Origin of the sequence: Amycolatopsis sp. WAC 01375 (genome assembly GCF_003947325.1) — a bacterium.
In the GTDB taxonomy this organism is placed as follows: Bacteria; Actinomycetota; Actinomycetes; order Mycobacteriales; family Pseudonocardiaceae; genus Amycolatopsis.
The window spans coordinates 88953-103844 of sequence record NZ_QHHW01000038.1 but is presented as its reverse complement, the minus strand read 5'-3'; the positions used below and the strand labels follow the sequence as shown (position 1 = coordinate 103844).

The 14892-nt window shown below is 70.3% G+C and carries 10 protein-coding genes; 7 read left to right on the top strand and 3 right to left on the bottom strand.

Features of this window, described 5'->3' with window-relative positions; genetic code table 11:
- Positions 1-20: 20 nt before the first annotated feature.
- From DL991_RS27580 to DL991_RS27560, 5 genes are read left to right on the top strand one after another with little or no spacing between them, the layout of a single operon-like run.
- The gene (locus DL991_RS27580) at positions 21-269 is read left to right on the top strand and encodes a phosphopantetheine-binding protein (protein ID WP_125787251.1); all 249 of its coding nucleotides are present in this window, start codon (positions 21-23) and stop codon (positions 267-269) included.
- On the top strand, positions 266-1822 hold the full coding sequence (locus DL991_RS27575; protein ID WP_125787250.1) for an amino acid adenylation domain-containing protein: 1557 nt from the start codon (positions 266-268) through the stop codon (positions 1820-1822). The genes DL991_RS27580 and DL991_RS27575 overlap by 4 nt, the downstream gene beginning before the upstream one ends.
- Positions 1823-1841: 19 nt before the next feature.
- Positions 1842-4259, top strand: coding sequence for a condensation domain-containing protein (locus DL991_RS27570; protein ID WP_125787249.1), 2418 nt, complete (start codon positions 1842-1844; stop codon positions 4257-4259).
- Positions 4260-4272: 13 nt separating this feature from the next.
- Entirely contained in the window at positions 4273-5562 is a 1290-nt protein-coding gene (locus tag DL991_RS27565) for an MFS transporter (RefSeq protein ID WP_199754086.1), read from the top strand.
- Positions 5559-7097 carry an amino acid adenylation domain-containing protein gene (locus tag DL991_RS27560; RefSeq protein ID WP_370307859.1) on the top strand — a complete coding sequence of 513 codons (1539 nt, stop codon included), beginning with the start codon at positions 5559-5561 and terminating at the stop codon, positions 7095-7097. Before DL991_RS27565 ends, DL991_RS27560 begins: the two co-directional genes overlap by 4 nt.
- Before the next feature lie 334 nt (positions 7098-7431).
- Here DL991_RS27560 and DL991_RS27555 read toward each other — a convergent pair whose 3' ends face one another.
- From DL991_RS27555 to DL991_RS27545, 3 genes are read right to left on the bottom strand one after another with little or no spacing between them, the layout of a single operon-like run.
- Positions 7432-8538: an acyl carrier protein gene (locus DL991_RS27555; protein WP_199754084.1), complete on the bottom strand. Its 1107-nt coding sequence runs from the start codon at positions 8536-8538 to the stop codon at positions 7432-7434.
- On the bottom strand, positions 8535-9263 hold the full coding sequence (locus DL991_RS27550) for an alpha/beta fold hydrolase (RefSeq protein WP_125787248.1): 729 nt from the start codon (positions 9261-9263) through the stop codon (positions 8535-8537). Before DL991_RS27550 ends, DL991_RS27555 begins: the two co-directional genes overlap by 4 nt.
- On the bottom strand, positions 9260-12394 hold the full coding sequence (locus DL991_RS27545) for an amino acid adenylation domain-containing protein (protein WP_125787247.1): 3135 nt from the start codon (positions 12392-12394) through the stop codon (positions 9260-9262). Before DL991_RS27545 ends, DL991_RS27550 begins: the two co-directional genes overlap by 4 nt.
- Between DL991_RS27545 and proB the strand changes: the two genes are divergently transcribed.
- Both proB and DL991_RS27535 read left to right on the top strand, forming a co-directional pair.
- Positions 12393-13649 carry a glutamate 5-kinase gene (gene proB / locus DL991_RS27540; RefSeq protein ID WP_125787246.1) on the top strand — a complete coding sequence of 419 codons (1257 nt, stop codon included), beginning with the start codon at positions 12393-12395 and terminating at the stop codon, positions 13647-13649. The two genes, DL991_RS27545 and proB, sit on opposite strands and share 2 nt — an antisense overlap.
- Positions 13640-14890 carry a glutamate-5-semialdehyde dehydrogenase gene (locus DL991_RS27535; protein ID WP_125787245.1) on the top strand — a complete coding sequence of 417 codons (1251 nt, stop codon included), beginning with the start codon at positions 13640-13642 and terminating at the stop codon, positions 14888-14890. Before proB ends, DL991_RS27535 begins: the two co-directional genes overlap by 10 nt.
- Positions 14891-14892: the final 2 nt, after the last annotated feature.

Here is a 14892-nt window from a genome sequence, read left to right as displayed (position 1 = left end):
GGCTCCATGGAGAAATGCCCATGAGTGACACGATTGTCGATTTCGACGCCATCATCACGCGGTATGCGACGTTCACCTTCGACGACTCGACGCCCCTGCTCGACGCGGGGCTGGAATCGCTGGCCTTGCTGCGTCTCGCGGTCGACGTGGCGGGTGACGACGACGCCGAGATCGACGCCACCCGGCTGGTCGATCTGCACACGGTCGCCGATCTGAAGCGCTGGCTGGCCGATCTGGCCGCCGCCGGTCAGGACGGGGGCGCGCGATGACGACCCGCAGACTCTTCGACTGGTTCGACGATTCGGTGGCGGTTCACGGTTCCTCGACGGCGATCGAGGTCGCCGGGCTCACGCTGACCTACGACGAACTGCGGGCCGCCGTCGAGCGGATGGCGGTGCGCTTGGTGTCGGCCGCGGGCAGACGACCGGACAGGGTCGGCCTGCTGACCTCGCGCAGTCTCGCGAGCTACGTGGGCTACCTGGCGATCCAGCGGGTCGGCGCGGCCGTGGTGCCGCTCAACCAGGGCGCGCCGGTCGCGAGGAACCTGGCGATCACCAAGGACGCGGGCCTGGACGTGACGATCGTCGACGACACGTCCGCCAAGCAGTTGCCGGAGTACCCGCGGCAGTCGGGTATCCCGATCGTCGACCTGACCGGTGACCGGTGGCGTGGCCTGCTGGACGGCGGCGAGCCTCTGCCCGAGATCGGTTCCGGCGACGGGGACGTCGCCTACATCATCTACACCTCCGGCTCGACGGGGAGCCCGAAAGGCGTGCCGGTGACGCACGAATGTGTGTCCTCGTTGCTGGAGGACAACATCCGCCGGTTCGGCTTCACCGACGACTGCCGGGTTTCACAGACCTTCGAGCTCTTCTTCGACGGATCGATCGTCGAGCTCTTCGCCACCTGGGGGACCGGCGCGACGTTGTGCGTCCCGCAGCACAGCGAAGTGTTCGCGCCGGTGCGCTTCGTCAACGAGAAGCGGCTCACGCACTGGCTTTCGGTGCCGTCGATCATCTCCTTCGCACGCAGGCTGCGGGCCCTCGCCCCGGGCAGTATGCCCAACCTGCGCCGGGGGATGTTCGGCGGCGAACCGCTGAACCTCGAACAGGTCGAGGTGTGGCGGGCCGCCGCACCCAACGCGACCATCCACAACTGTTACGGGCCGACGGAACTGACCGTCATCTGCACCGGATACGAGGTGCCCGCCGCACCCGCCGACTGGCCGGTCACCTCGAACCGTTCCATGCCGATCGGTGAGCTCTTCCCGCATCTGGACTATGTACTGCTCGACGAGGAATTCCGGGAGTGCGAGGACGGCGAGCTGTGCGTGCGCGGCCCGCAGCGCTTCCCCGGCTACCTGGACCCCGACGACAACGCCGGGCGCTTCCTTGCCTTCGACGGCGAGCAGGGCACGGTCTACGACGGTACCGAGCCGCTGACCCCCGGGCACTGGTACCGCACCGGTGATCGAGTGCGCCGCGAGAGCGGTGAGCTGGTCCATCTCGGCCGCGTCGACGACCAGATCAAGGTCCGGGGCAACCGGGTCGAACTGGGCGAGATCGAGTCGGCGCTGCGACGGCATCCGTCGATCGCCGAGGTGGTCGTGGTGGCGCTCACCGCCGCCGACGGCGAGGTGGACCTGCACGCCGTCTACGCGGGCGATCCCGTGGACGAGAAGGAGTTCGTCCGCCTGCTTGAGGACCTCCCGGTCTACATGCGCCCGAGGGGTTACCACCAGCGCGACAGCATCCCGTTGGCCGCCAACGGGAAGGTCGATCGCAAAGGGTTGACCGAAGAGATCCTGCCGATCGTCCGCTGAACACCGGAAAGGAATTCCGTTGAACGCTCCCGTCGCGACGGACACCGGCATGTTCCCGGCCAGTGCCCTCATGGAGATGCTGTGGTGGATCCATCAGAGGGCCAGGAACAAGTCCGTCTACAACCAGACCTGGCCGCTGAAGGCCGACCGGCCGCTGGACTTCGACGCCCTGCGGGTCGCCTGGCAGGCCGTGGTGGACCGATACGAGGCGATGCGTGCGAGTCTGCACCATCGTGACGGCGCGATCATGGTGTCCATTGTGGACCACGTCGACGTCGAACCGCAGTGGATCGCGATCGAGGATCCCGGCTCCGTGCCGGTCGAGCCCCTGCTCAGGTCGATCGCGGGGGAGATCCAGGAGCGGCCGCTCGCGCTGGACGTCGCGCCGGCGGCACGGCTGGTGGCGGTGACCGTCGGAGATCAGCACGAGTTGCTGGTCACCGTCCACCACGCCTTCGTCGACGGATGGGGGATGCAGCTGCTGATGGACGACTTCGCCAAGGCGTACGCGGCGGCTGTCGCGGGTGAGGAGCCGGACTTCGGTGCCGAGCCCCCGGTGTCGTTCCGGGAGCACATCCTCGCCTCGAACGCGGCCCGCGCCGACGGCCGCTGGGACGCGAGCCTGAAGTACTGGCGCGAGAAGCTCGACGGCGCGGTGACCACGACCCTGGTCGCGGACCGGCACACCTACACCGGCACCGGCAACAAGGGCGGGATGGTGCGGTTCGTCTTCAGCAAGGAGGCCGTCGACGGCATCGGCGAACTCGCGAAGCGGTACTTCACCACACCGTTCAGCGTGCTGTTCGCCGCGTTGCAGACGGTGCTCGCCCGTGGCGGCGCCGGACCGGAGGTGTGCACGGGCCTGGTCAGCGCCAACCGCATGACGCCCCAGGACCAGGCACTGGTCGGGTATCTGGCCAACGTCCTGGTGACCAGGACCGTCATCGAGGACGGCGACTCGTTCGGCACGGTGGTCGAGCGGGTCCGTGACGGCATGTGGGACAGCCTCGCCCATCAGACCGTGCCGTTCTCCCTGGTGTACGGCGCACTCACCGAATCGGCGCAGGCCCGGCTTCGGGACGCCATCCCGCTCCTGGTCACCTGGTACGGATCGATCGGCGTCGGGCTGCGCCTCGGCGACGTCTCGCTGAAGCTGCAACGCGCGCCGAACCGCGCGGCCCGCACCGACCTCGGGTTCGGGGTGTTCGACGTCGACGGCGAGTACGTCGTCGAGTCCGAGTACAACGTCGGCCGGTTCGACCACTCGACGGCGCGGCGCCTGTTCCAGGACATCGACCGGGTCCTCGCGGAGGGCGGCCTCGATCCGGAGCTGCCGGTGGGCACCATCGAGGTCGGCTCCAGGACCGCGCCCGCCTATCTGGAACACACCATCCCGGCGGCCGAACCGGACACCACGGAGATGCCGCGATCCGCGGCGCTCGACCAGGTCCGCAGGGTCTGGACCGAGGTGCTCGGCACTCCGCCGGCCGGAGCGGACGAAGACTTCTTCGCCACCGGAGGCCGGTCGCTCAAGGTCGTGCAGTTCGCGTCGGCCATCGAGTCCGAAAGCGGCGTGACGCTGGACATCACCGGGTGGCTCACCGAGCCGACCCCGCGGCGGGCGGCCGAGCAACTCGACGGCGGCTCCGGCGCCGACGACGGCAGCACTCTTGTCGTCCTGCGGGAAGGCGGTGGCCCGCATCTGCATCTGCTGCCCGGCGCGGGCGGCAGCGTGCGGGACTACCACGAACTCGTGGCCGAACTTCCGCCGGACTGGCTGGTCACGGCATCGCAGGAACGCACGCCGCTGGACTCGATACCGGCGATGGCGGCGAGGTTCCGCGCCGATCTCGATGCCGAGGACCTGCGTCCCGATGTGCTCGGTGGCTGGTCGATGGGCGGCCAGATCGCGTTCGAGATGGCGGCGACCGGCCGGGGCGCCCCGCCGCCGGTGGTGCTGCTCGACTCGACACCACCGGTCCGGCACGACATCGCCCCCGAGGTGCGGGACGCCGTGGTGTACGAGGTCTTCTCCGAGAACATGGCAGCGACGTTCGGCGCGACCCTCGACGGCACGCCTGCCCGGACCACACCGGGGGATCCCGAGCTGGCGATGCGGGTGCTGGCCGCCCGGCTGGCCACCGCGAGCGGGCAGCCGGTGTCGGTGCCGATGCTTCTCGAGCGCTGGACGACGTTCAACCGGCACACCGACGCCGTCGGCTCGTACCTCAACGAACGGCCGCTCGCGGTTCCCGCACTGCTCGTCCGGGCGGACCTGGCCGAGCACCAGGTGGTTCAGTGGACCACGCAGTTCACCGCACCGCCGCGCCTGATCCGGGTCGAGGCCGACCACTACGGCGTCCTCCGAGCCCCGGTGATCGCGGAGATCGCCGGCGAGATCGTGCGACTCCGTGACACCGCAACACAATCAGTGTGAACTTGGAGGAGCTGTGTCCGAGCGACCCTCGACCGTTCCCGCCGTCGCGACCGAGCCCCGGCCGTCGCAGCGGCGCAACGAGTGGCTGCTGATCTCGTTCACCGGGACGACCAACACCGCGGACGCCGTGATGCGGGTGGCGCTTCCGTTGCTGGCGACCACGGTCACCGATTCACCGGCGCTGATCGCCGCGGTGGCGATCATGCTGACCCTGCCGTGGCTGATCACCGCACTGCACATCGGTGTGCTGGTGGACCGCAAGAACCGGCGCTCGCTGATGGTGGGGGCCGAATTCGCCAGGATGGCCGCGATGGCGGTGATGCTCACCGCGGTCGCGGCGGGCTTCGTCAACCTGCCGTTGATCCTCGCCGTGGCACTGGTACTGGGTGTCGCCGAGGTGGTCGCGCAGCTGTCCGCGATGTCGATCATCCCGACGGTGACGCCGAAGAGCCGATGGCAGTCGCTGAACGCGCGGCTCACCGCGACCGAATACGTCACGTTCAGTTTCCTTGGCGCGCCGATCGGCGGATTCCTCGTCGCCGCCGGATTCGCGGTCGCGCTGGGCGCGAGCGGCGCGGTGTACCTGTTCGGAGCGGTGCTGCTGACCATGCTGGCCGGCGACTTCGCGGTGAAGCAGGCCAAAGAGCGCCGTCCGGCAAGAGTGGAGATCCGCGAAGGTCTGTCGTTCCTGTGGCGGCACCGGTTGCTGCGGACGATGGCCGCGCTGATCACGGGCATGGCGGGCTGCTGGGCCGCGTGGTACGCGCTCATCCCGGCGTACGCGGTCGGCGGGCCGCTCGGTCTCACGCCCGCGCAGTACGGATTCCTGCTGACCAGCCTCGGCGCCGGTGGAGTGCTCGGCACGGTCCTGGTCGGCCCGGTCAACCGGTTGATCGGCAGACGCTGGGCGATGTTCGTCGACATCATCGGCACGGTGCTGATGGTCGGGGTGCCCGCGGTGGTGCCGGGCGCGCCGGCCAGTGTCTGGCCGGTCGGTGTCGCCGCGTTCTTCGCGGGCGTCGGCGGGACGATGTGGACGGTGAACTCCCGGGTGATCAGCCAGTCTCTGGTGCCCAACGAGCTGCTGGGCCGGTTCAGCGCGGCGAGCAGGCTGCTGTCCTGGGGCATGCTCCCGGTGTCGGCGGCGATCGCGGGCGGTCTGGCGGAGCTGTTCGGCTTTCAGGTCGCGTTCGGGGTCTTCGCGGTCGTCTGCCTGCTGATGATCTACCCCTTCCTGCGGGTGATCACGGCCGCCGCGATCGCCGAGGTCGACACCCCGGCCGCGGAAAGCGGCGGCAAGTGATCGATCCACAAGGGACGATGTACGGCTGGTTCCTCGACACCGTCCGGAGATGCCCTGATGCGACGGCCATCGAGGTCCGTGAGGACACGCTGAGCTACAGCGAGCTCCGGCTGCTCACGGACAGGCTGGCGGCCAGGCTGGTGCGGGCGGCGGGCAGGCGCCCGCACGCGGTCGGGCTGCTGGCCGCCCGCAGCCTCGCCACCTACGCCGGTTATCTCGCGGCGCTACGGCTCGGTTCGGTCGTCGTCCCGCTCAACCCGAAGTTCCCGGCCGACCGCAACCGGACGATCTGCGCGGCGGCCGGGGTGGACGTGGTCGTGGTCGACGAGGCGGGCGCGGCGGAGGTGGTGGACGGCACGGGCGCTGTCGCGCTGCCCCTGCTCGGCGATTGGCCCGAGCGGCTGCCCGAGCCGTGGAACCCGCCATACGACGGCGATCCCGACGCCGTGGCGTATCTGCTGTTCACCTCCGGCTCGACCGGAACGCCCAAGGGCGTGCCGATCCGGCACCGCAACGTGGCAGGCTACCTGGCGCACTGCGTGGAGCGTTACGCGGTCGCGCCCGGTTGCCGGCTCTCCCAGACCTTCGACCTGACCTTCGACCCCTCGGTGTTCGACCTGTTCGTCGCGTGGAGCACCGGCGCGACCCTGGTGGTTCCCTCCGACGCGGAGGTGCTCACCCCGGCCCGGTTCGTCACCGGCAAGCGGATCACCCACTGGTACTCGGTGCCGTCCGTGGTCTCGCTCGCCGGTCGGCTGCGCGGGCTGCGCCCCGGCGCGATGCCGGAGCTGCGCTGGAGCGTTTTCGCCGGCGAGCAGCTGACCGTGGAGCAGGCAAGGGCCTGGGCCACCGCGGCACCGAACAGCGTGCTGGAGAACGCCTACGGTCCCACCGAGCTCACCGTCACGGTCACCGCGTACCGGCTGCCCGCCGATCCCGGGGCGTGGCCGGACACCTCGAACGGCACCGTGCCGATCGGCCGGGTGCACGACGCGCTCGACGCGGTGCTGGTCACCGAGGACGGTCGCGCGGGTGAGGACGGCGAATTGTGCGTTCGCGGCGGCCAGCGCTTCGACGGCTACCTCGACCCCACCGACGACCACGGCCGGTTCTTCCGCGGCGAAACGTCGTTCGTCGTGGCCGACGGCGCGCCGCGGGACGGCGATTGGTACCGCACCGGAGACCGGGTCCGGCGGGAACACGGCGAACTCGTCCACATCGGACGGTTGGACGATCAGGTCAAGATCCGCGGCTACCGCATCGAACTGGGCGAGATCGAGGCCGTGCTGCGGAAGCATCCGGGAGTGCGGGACGCCGTGGTGATCGCCGTGCCGGCGCGCGGGCAGACCGTGCTGCATGCCCTGCACACCGGCGACCCGGTCGACGCGGGTGAACTGACCGCCGCCGTCGCCCGCCGCCTCCCCGAATACATGGTCCCGGCCGTGGTGCACCACGTCGACGTCCTGCCCGTCAACGCGAGCGGCAAGATCGACCGTCGCCGCCTCGCCGCGGACGTGACCGATGCCGCGCGGTGACGGCACCCTTTCGCGTTTCGGCACCTGATTGCGTTCCTTGCCTGCTCCTAGCCCCGCTCGGAAGTCCGTGAAGGCCTCCTTCACTACCTTCAGGGTAGGTAAGGAGGCCTTCAGCGCGGTGAGTGCTATGAGTGACCCCTTGACGACCTTTGCCATGGTGCTTGGGGACGTAACTCGCGTGATTGAGGACGTAACTCGCGTGATTGGAGGCGTAACTCGCGTGATTGGAGGCGGTCCGTCTCTGATCACGCGAGTTACGCTTCTGATCACGCGAGTTACGGGGACGCTCGGCCTGGCGTTTCGGCACCTGGTTGCGGCGGGATGCCCGGCTCAGTCACCCCTCCACCCGCCGCGCGAAGATCGCGCACAACGAGTCGATGTCCTGCAACGCCTGAGGAGTCAGGTCTTCGTCGTCGAGTACCACCGCCAGCCGCGTCTCGACCCGTTCGATGATGTCGACCAGTCCGAAGGAGTTGTAGTTGGGGAGCTCGCGCAGGGTGGTGGCGGCGCGCACGGTGGGTTCGTCGATCCGCAGCACGTCCTGGATCACGGCGAGCACCGCGGCGCGGGTGGTGTGCCGGGCGGCGAGCCGGGCGGCGATGGCGACGTCTTCGTGGAGCAAGCGGCCGAGGTCGTCGAGCACGGCGGTGCCAGGGGCGCCGGTACGGGATCGGCGCGAGGCCACATAGCTTTTCGAGGCGAGGGTGAGCCAAGCCTTGGCGTGTTCGTCGACCTCGGGGCTCGGCCGGTCGTACCGGGCGAGCCAGGCACCGTGCAGCAGGCGCGAGCGGCCCAGCAGCCAGATGTCCAGCACCAGACCGTCGCCGTGGTCCGCGGCGAGATAGGCGTCGATGGCGGGGACGGCGTCGGCCATCGCCTTGGCGTTGACCGCGAGGACGTCGGACTGCTCGGCGATCGGTTCGGCGGTGAACCGCAAGGCGGTGGCCGTGGGCAGCATGGCGTCCAGTTCGCTCGGGGAGAGCCGCCACACGCCCGGACGGCACGGACCCCACGGGGTCTCGTCGTGGTAGGCGTCGACCACCGTGTCCGATGTGGACAGAAGGAACGTGTGCTCGGTGTGGCGACGGCCGGCGTACGGCGTCCACGTCAGGCCGTGCGCGTCGGCGATCACGTACAGCGGGCCGGCTTCGTCGGCCAGCGCCCGCAGCCGGGCGCCGTCGATCCCGTCCCAGCGTCGCGCCACTCGCAGGCCCAGCGTCTCGTGCGCGGCGGCCAGCCGGTAGGGCAGGGAGGCGGCCACTCTCGGCCCCGGCTCGAGATCGAACCGCAGCGGGGCACCGAGTGACAGGTGCGCGCCCGCCTCGCCGTGCCGGTCGGCCAGCACGGCGAGGTTGGCCTGCAGGCAGTCCAGCGCGTCCGCCCGTATCGTCTCCAGCAGCGGCGACCAGAGCCGGTCGTACGTCTCGGCCAAGGAGGTCACGATTCCCGCTCCAGGCCGAGGAACGCGTCGACCTCACCGGTGAGCCGGTCCAGGTGCCGCGGTTCGAACACGTCGTAGTGGCCCGCGTCCAGGGTCGCGGTCCGCAGATCCGGCGCGAGCTCGCACCACCGTCGCAGCGCGACGGTCCGGCCGGAGATGCCGTCGTCGGCGTCCCTGCACATCAGCAGCAGCGCCCGCCCGGGATACTCGCGTTCGGCGGCATACCCGGCGAGCGCGTGCGCCTGTGCCCGGAAGGTGCGCTCCACCCTGGCGACGGTGTGTTCGTCCGGCCGGGGGCCGAGGCCCCCCACGATGAGCTTCCTGATCCGTTCGTCGTCCTCGGCCGAGGCGTGGCGGGGCAGCGGCGAACTGTCCACGATCACCAGATCCGGCCGCGACCCCCGGTCGGCCAGCCGCACGCACATCTCCCAGCCGACGGTGCCGCCCAGCGACCAGCCGAACACCAGCGCCGGGGAGCGGTCGCCGAGCGCCGACAGGGCGGACTCGGCCATCGCCGCGATGCTGTCCTCCGGCGGTTCCCCGGGCACCAGCCCGGCCGCGCGCACGGCGTAGACGCTGTAGTGACGGCCGAGGTGGGAAGCCAGTCGCAAGTACGGGTTCAGCCCGCCGCCCGCGCCGGGCAACATCACGCAAACCGGCCGATCCTTACGGCGTACCAGGGTGACCAGCCTGCTCGGCGGCTCTTCGCGTACGGGCTCGTTCATTGCCGGACCAGCGCTGCCAGCGTCGCCACGGTCGGCGAGCGGAAGAACTCGACCAGCTGCACGGCCACTCCGTACCGCTCCTGCACCTGGCCCACGACGGTGAAGATGTTCAGCGAGTGCGCGCCGTACTCCAGCACCGGGCGGTCCCGCTCGACCTGGGGCACGCCGAGCACCTCGGCCCAGATGCCTGCCAGCTCCCGTTCGAGGTCGTCGGCGTACTCGGCGGTGGGTGCGGGTGTCGCCGCTCGCTGCGCGCTCAGCCGTTCGGCCAGCACCACCAGCGCGGCCCGGTCGGTCTTGCCGCTGCGGGAAGTCGGCACGGACTCGATGTCGACGATCTCCGCCGGTGCCATGTACGACGGCAGCCGCTCGGTGAGCGCGGCCCGGACCCGCTCGTGGTCCGGCGCGGAGCCGGGCTCGGGCAGCAGGAAGAGCAACGGCCGTCGATCGATCCCGTCACCGCGCACCGCGGCCACCGCCTGGCGCACGTCGGGCAATCCGGTCGCCACGGCTTCCAGCTCGCCGAGTTCCACCCGATAACCGCGGATCTTCACCTGGGTGTCGTTCCTGCCGAGGAAGATCAGCGCACCGTTTTCATCGCGCACCACGTGATCGCCGGTGTGGTAGGCCGTTTCGCCCGGCGTGAAACCGTCGGGCAGGAACCGTTCCGCGGTGCGCTCCGGGTCGTTGACGTAGCCCACCGCGGGCGAGTGACCACCGAGCAGCAGCTCGCCGGGGACCCCAGCCGGCGCGAGATGACCGGTCTCGTCGACCACGTACGCGGTCACGTTCGGCAGCGGCAAGCCGATCGGGACGTGGCGTGACCACGGCGGGTCGGCCGCGGTCAGCCGCCAGGTGGTCGCGGCGTTGGTCTCGGTCGGCCCGTAATGGTTGACCAGTGTGCACTGTGGATGGTCGGTGAAGAACGCGCGGATCTCCTCGTCCACCAGCAACTGCTCGCCCGACACGCACAGATATCGCAGCGACGGCAGGTGCGTCCGCACGGACTGCACGAACGGGCGCAGCGCCGCCACCGGAAGGTAGAGATGGGTCACCTCGGTGTCGGCGACCCGGCGCACCAGCTCGGGGAAGTCGCGCCGGTCGGCCGGCTCCCGCGACACCACGGTCGCCCCGGCCAGCAGCGTGGGCAGGATCTCCTGGAACGACACGTCGAACCCGGCGGGCGCGTACTGCAGGAACCGGCTGTCCGCGGTCATGTCCAGCGCGGAGATCTGCCAGGCGGCGAGATTGAGCAGCGGCCGGTGGCCCATGAGCACGCCCTTCGGCAGCCCGGTCGAGCCGGACGTGAACATCACGTAGACCGGAGAGTCCGCCGTCGCGACGGCCGCGGTTTCCACATCGGACTCGAATGCGGCGGCCGGTGCGACCTCGACCCCGTGCAGGGTGACGCCGGACCCGATCACCACCCGGCAGCGGGACTGCCGCACCATGTACGACAACCGGTCGGCGGGCAGGCTCGACTCCAGTGGCAGGTAGGTCGCGCCACGCCGCAGGATCGCCAGTATCGACGTGACGGTCTCGCTGAGGGAGTCCAGCCGCAGCCCGACGACGTCTCCCTGGCCGACCCCGCGGCCGGCGAGCCCTGAGGCGATGCGCTCGGCGGTACGGGATAGTTCGGCGTAGGTGAGCGTGCGGCCGGGTTCGGTGACCGCGACGGCGTCCGGAGTCCGGCGTGCGGTCTCGGCGAACCACTCGTACAGGGTCGGCGACGGCACCTGCGCCGGATACCCGTCATGGCGACGGCTTCGCACGGCCGAGGCGTCGTCGAACAGTTCGGCGAGGGTGAGCGTGCCGTCGGCCACCGTCCGGCGCAGGGCGGTCCGCATCGAGTTCAGCAGGCCGTCGGCGACGGCGGGCGGGATCAGCTCGCTGTCGTACTCCAGTTCCAGCAGCCACCGGCCGCCGACCAGGGTGGCACCCAGCCACAGGTCGAACTTGGCGGTGCCGTTACCCGGCTCGTACGCGCCGACCACCGCACCGGTCCCGGTCGCCGGGTCGAACGTGTCCTGCATGGCGAGCATGCAGGAGAACAGGGGGTTGCGGTCGCTCGGCCGGTCCGGCTGCACCTGCGCCACCAGCTGGTTGAACGGGACGTCCACCGCGGAGCGGCAGTGGTCCACCGCGGCGCGGACGGTCTTGTCGAGGTGTTCGTCGACGGTGCGTGTCCAGTCCACGTCGACGGTGACCGGCAACGTGTTGACGAAGAACCCGCACAGGTCGTACGAGCCGATCGTGCGCCGCGCGGTGAACGGGCTGCCGATCAGCACCCGCGTCACGCCGCCGTGCCGCGCCAGCACCGTGCCGTACACCGCGGAGAACACCACGAACGGGCTGACCCCGAGCCGTTTACAGGTGGCCTGGAACCGCTCCGACTCGGTTTCGCCGAGGGTCCACGAGATCCGCTGTCCGGCGAACTCCGTCCGGTGTGGACGGTCGGGTCGCGGGTACAGCACGAGCGGCGGGACCTCGCGCAGCCGTTCGGCCCAGGTGGTGACCTGTTCGGCCGTCCGCGCCGAACCCGCGGCCCGGTTCTGGGCGTTGAGTTCCTTCACCAGCGCGGCTTCCCGGCTCACCCTCAGCGTTTCCACGTCCATCGGGCCCGCCAGGGCGCGGTCGAGGTCGCGCACGATCGGGCCCATGGAAACCCCGTCGCCGACGAGATGGTGGCCGCAGATCAGGATCGCCGCGGCACTGTCGTCGGTGGCGCGCACGAAACCGAACCGGTGCACCGGTCCGGTCGTCAGATCGAACGGCGCGCGGCCGATGTCCCTGCCCAGCGCGGCGAGTGTGGCGGCGTATTCGGCGGGCGGCACGGAGATCGACTCCAGTGGCAGCTCGTCCGCGGTGGGCGGAGGCCGCAGCACTGCGTGCATTTCCGGATGCAGCCGGAACACCTGGCGCAGCGCCGGCTGAACGGTGACCAGGGCGACCAGCGCTCTGGTCACCGTCTCGGCCAGCGGGCCGGCGCATTTGGCCGGATCGAGGTCGAACTGGATGACCTGGTTGTAGATCTGCTTCGTCGGCACCAGGCTGTCCACCACCAGCAGTCCCTTCTGGGACTCGGTGAGGTGGAGTGTCGCCGTGTCGGCCAGCTGGAGTTCTGCTGTCATGCCGAGAGAGTCGCCGGATCCGATGTACCGCCGATGTTCCGGCGATGCAACCGTGCTGTGGCGCGTCGCACGGCCCGGCGGAACACCGGCGGCGTATCGCGAGCACATCGGCAGTACATCGACGGCGGTGAGCATCTGCCGCATGTCGACCAACAGCTTGCCCGTCACCGCGCCGCCGACCGAGGACCTGGCGCCGCAGGGGGGCCGGGTGGTGCTCAAGATAGGCACGTCCTCGCTGCTCACGAACGGCAGGCTGGACGCGGTCAAACTCGACAGGCTGTGCGAGATCGTCCACAGAGGACTCGTCGCGGGCCTGCACCCGGTGCTGCTCGCTTCCGGGGCCATCGCGATCGGCCGCGGTAGGCATCCCGCGCTGGCCGTGGACGATCCGGCGGCGTTACAGGTGTCCGCAGCGCTCGGTCAGTCTCGGCTGTACTCGGCCGTCGAGGCCGCGTTCGCCGAACGCGGCGTGCAGACCGGGCAGCTGCTGCTCACCCCGCCCGACCTGGTCGAGGACGAGCGGGGCGGAGGCGTCGGGCACACCTTGCACACCATGCTGGCGCTGGGCATGGTGCCGGTGGTCAACGAGAACGACGCGCTCGGCGTGCGCAACAACGACGTGCTCGCCGCGCTGCTCGGCGGCTACCTCCAGGCCGAGCTGCTGCTGTTGCTGACCAACGTGCCCGGTTTCTACGACAGCAACCCGAAGCTGGCCCCCGGCGCCCGGCACATCGAGGAGGTGCCGGTGCTGACGGCCGAGACCGAACGGCAGGCGGGCGGCGCGATCGGAGACGGCGGCACCGGCGGCATGCTGATGAAGCTCGGCGCGTGCTGGATCGCCACGTACAGCGGCGTACGCACGGTCATCGCGGAGAGCGCGGACCCCGACGTGCTGGTCGCCGCGCACTGTGGCCGCCCCGCGGGCACGGTGTTCCACCCGCGCGCGGTCACCGGCGCGACTCCCGGTATCGGAACGCTCTGGCGCGCGTTCCGGACCCCGCCGGTCGGGGCGCTGCACTGCACCCCGGCGGGCACCGACGTCGTCGTCCGCGGGGAAACCGTGTGCCACCACCACATCGCCGCCGTCCACGGCACCGTCGCGCCAGGTGACGTGGTCGACATCTGTGACCAGCACGGGCGGCCGCTCGCCCGTGGCCCGCTGAGCCGCGCCGTCGAGCCAGGCCGCCCGCCGACCGCACCCGTTGTCGACGGTGGCGACTACGTACCGATCATGGAGGATCTGCCATGTCAGTGACCGACGTCTGCCGCGCCGCGGCCGAGGCGTGGACCGAGATCAAAGGGCTGACCACCGCGCGCAAGAACGCGCTGCTGCTGGACATGGCCGTCGCGATCGAGGAGCACCGGGACCGGATCGTCACGGCCAACGAGACGGACGTCGCCGCCGCCCGCGACAACGGTGTCTCGGCAACGCTGGTCGATCGGTTGACCCTGACCGAGCGGCGGATGGCGGGTCTGGTCTCGGCCATCCGGACCATCGCCGACCTGCCCGATCCGGTCGGCCAGGTGGTCGAGGGCTGGACAAGGCCCAACGGCCTGCTGATCGAGCGGGTCCGCGAGCCGATCGGGGTGGTCGCGGTGATCTACGAGGCGCGGCCCAACGTCACCGCCGAGGTCGCCGCGCTCTGCCTGAAGTCGGGCAACTGCGCCGTACTGCGCGGCTCCTCGATGGCCATGGCGACGAACACGGCGATCATGGCCGCACTGGACAGCGCGATCGACCGGCACGAGGAGGTGCCCGCCGGTGCGGTCCAGCTGCTCACTGACCCGTCTCATGACGCCGCTCGGGAACTGATGCGCGCCAAGGAGTTCGTCGACCTGCTGGTGCCGCGCGGCGGGCCGGAACTGATCGAGTCCGTCGAGCGCAACGCCACCGTGCCCACGGTGATCGACGGCGCGGGCAACTGCCATGTCTACATCGACCATTCGGCGGATCTGGAGATGGCCACGGCGGTCACGGTCAATGCCAAGACCTCCCGGCCCAGCGTGTGCAACGCCATGGAAACCCTGCTGGTGCACGAGGAACTCGCGCGGGACTGGCTGCCCGACGTACTCGACGAGCTGTCGGCCGCGGGTGTGGAGATCCGCGGTGACGTGACGGTCCGCGAGGTCTGGCCCAAGGCGGTGGCCGCGCGCGAGGAGGACTGGGGCACCGAGTACCTCGACCTGGTGCTGGCCGTGCGGGTGGTGCCGGACGTGGGTGCGGCGATCGCGCATATCGACCGGTGGGGCACGTCCAACGCCGAGGCGATCGTCGCACGGGACATCGACGTGGCCCGCCGGTTCGCCCGCGAGGTGGACTCCGGCAGCGTGTTCGTCAACACCTCGACCCGTTACTCCGACGGCGGCGAGTTCGGCTACGGCGTCGAGATCGGCGTGTCCACGCAGAAACTGCATATCCGCGGTCCGATCGGGCTGACCGCGCTGACCACCGTGAAGAACGTCGTCTGGGGTACCGGACAGACGAGGATCGTGTAGGG

Excerpts from the sequence above, each read along its gene's own strand:
- DL991_RS27580 (WP_125787251.1), top strand. The coding sequence starts at position 21 with ATGAGTGACACGATTGTCGATTTCGACGCCATCATCACGCGGTATGCG.
- proB (WP_125787246.1), top strand. The coding sequence starts at position 12,393 with ATGCCGAGAGAGTCGCCGGATCCGATGTACCGCCGATGTTCCGGCGAT.
- DL991_RS27535 (WP_125787245.1), top strand. The coding sequence starts at position 13,640 with ATGTCAGTGACCGACGTCTGCCGCGCCGCGGCCGAGGCGTGGACCGAG.
- DL991_RS27575 (WP_125787250.1), top strand. The coding sequence starts at position 266 with ATGACGACCCGCAGACTCTTCGACTGGTTCGACGATTCGGTGGCGGTT.
- DL991_RS27545 (WP_125787247.1), bottom strand. The coding sequence starts at position 12,394 with ATGACAGCAGAACTCCAGCTGGCCGACACGGCGACACTCCACCTCACC.
- DL991_RS27550 (WP_125787248.1), bottom strand. The coding sequence starts at position 9,263 with ATGAACGAGCCCGTACGCGAAGAGCCGCCGAGCAGGCTGGTCACCCTG.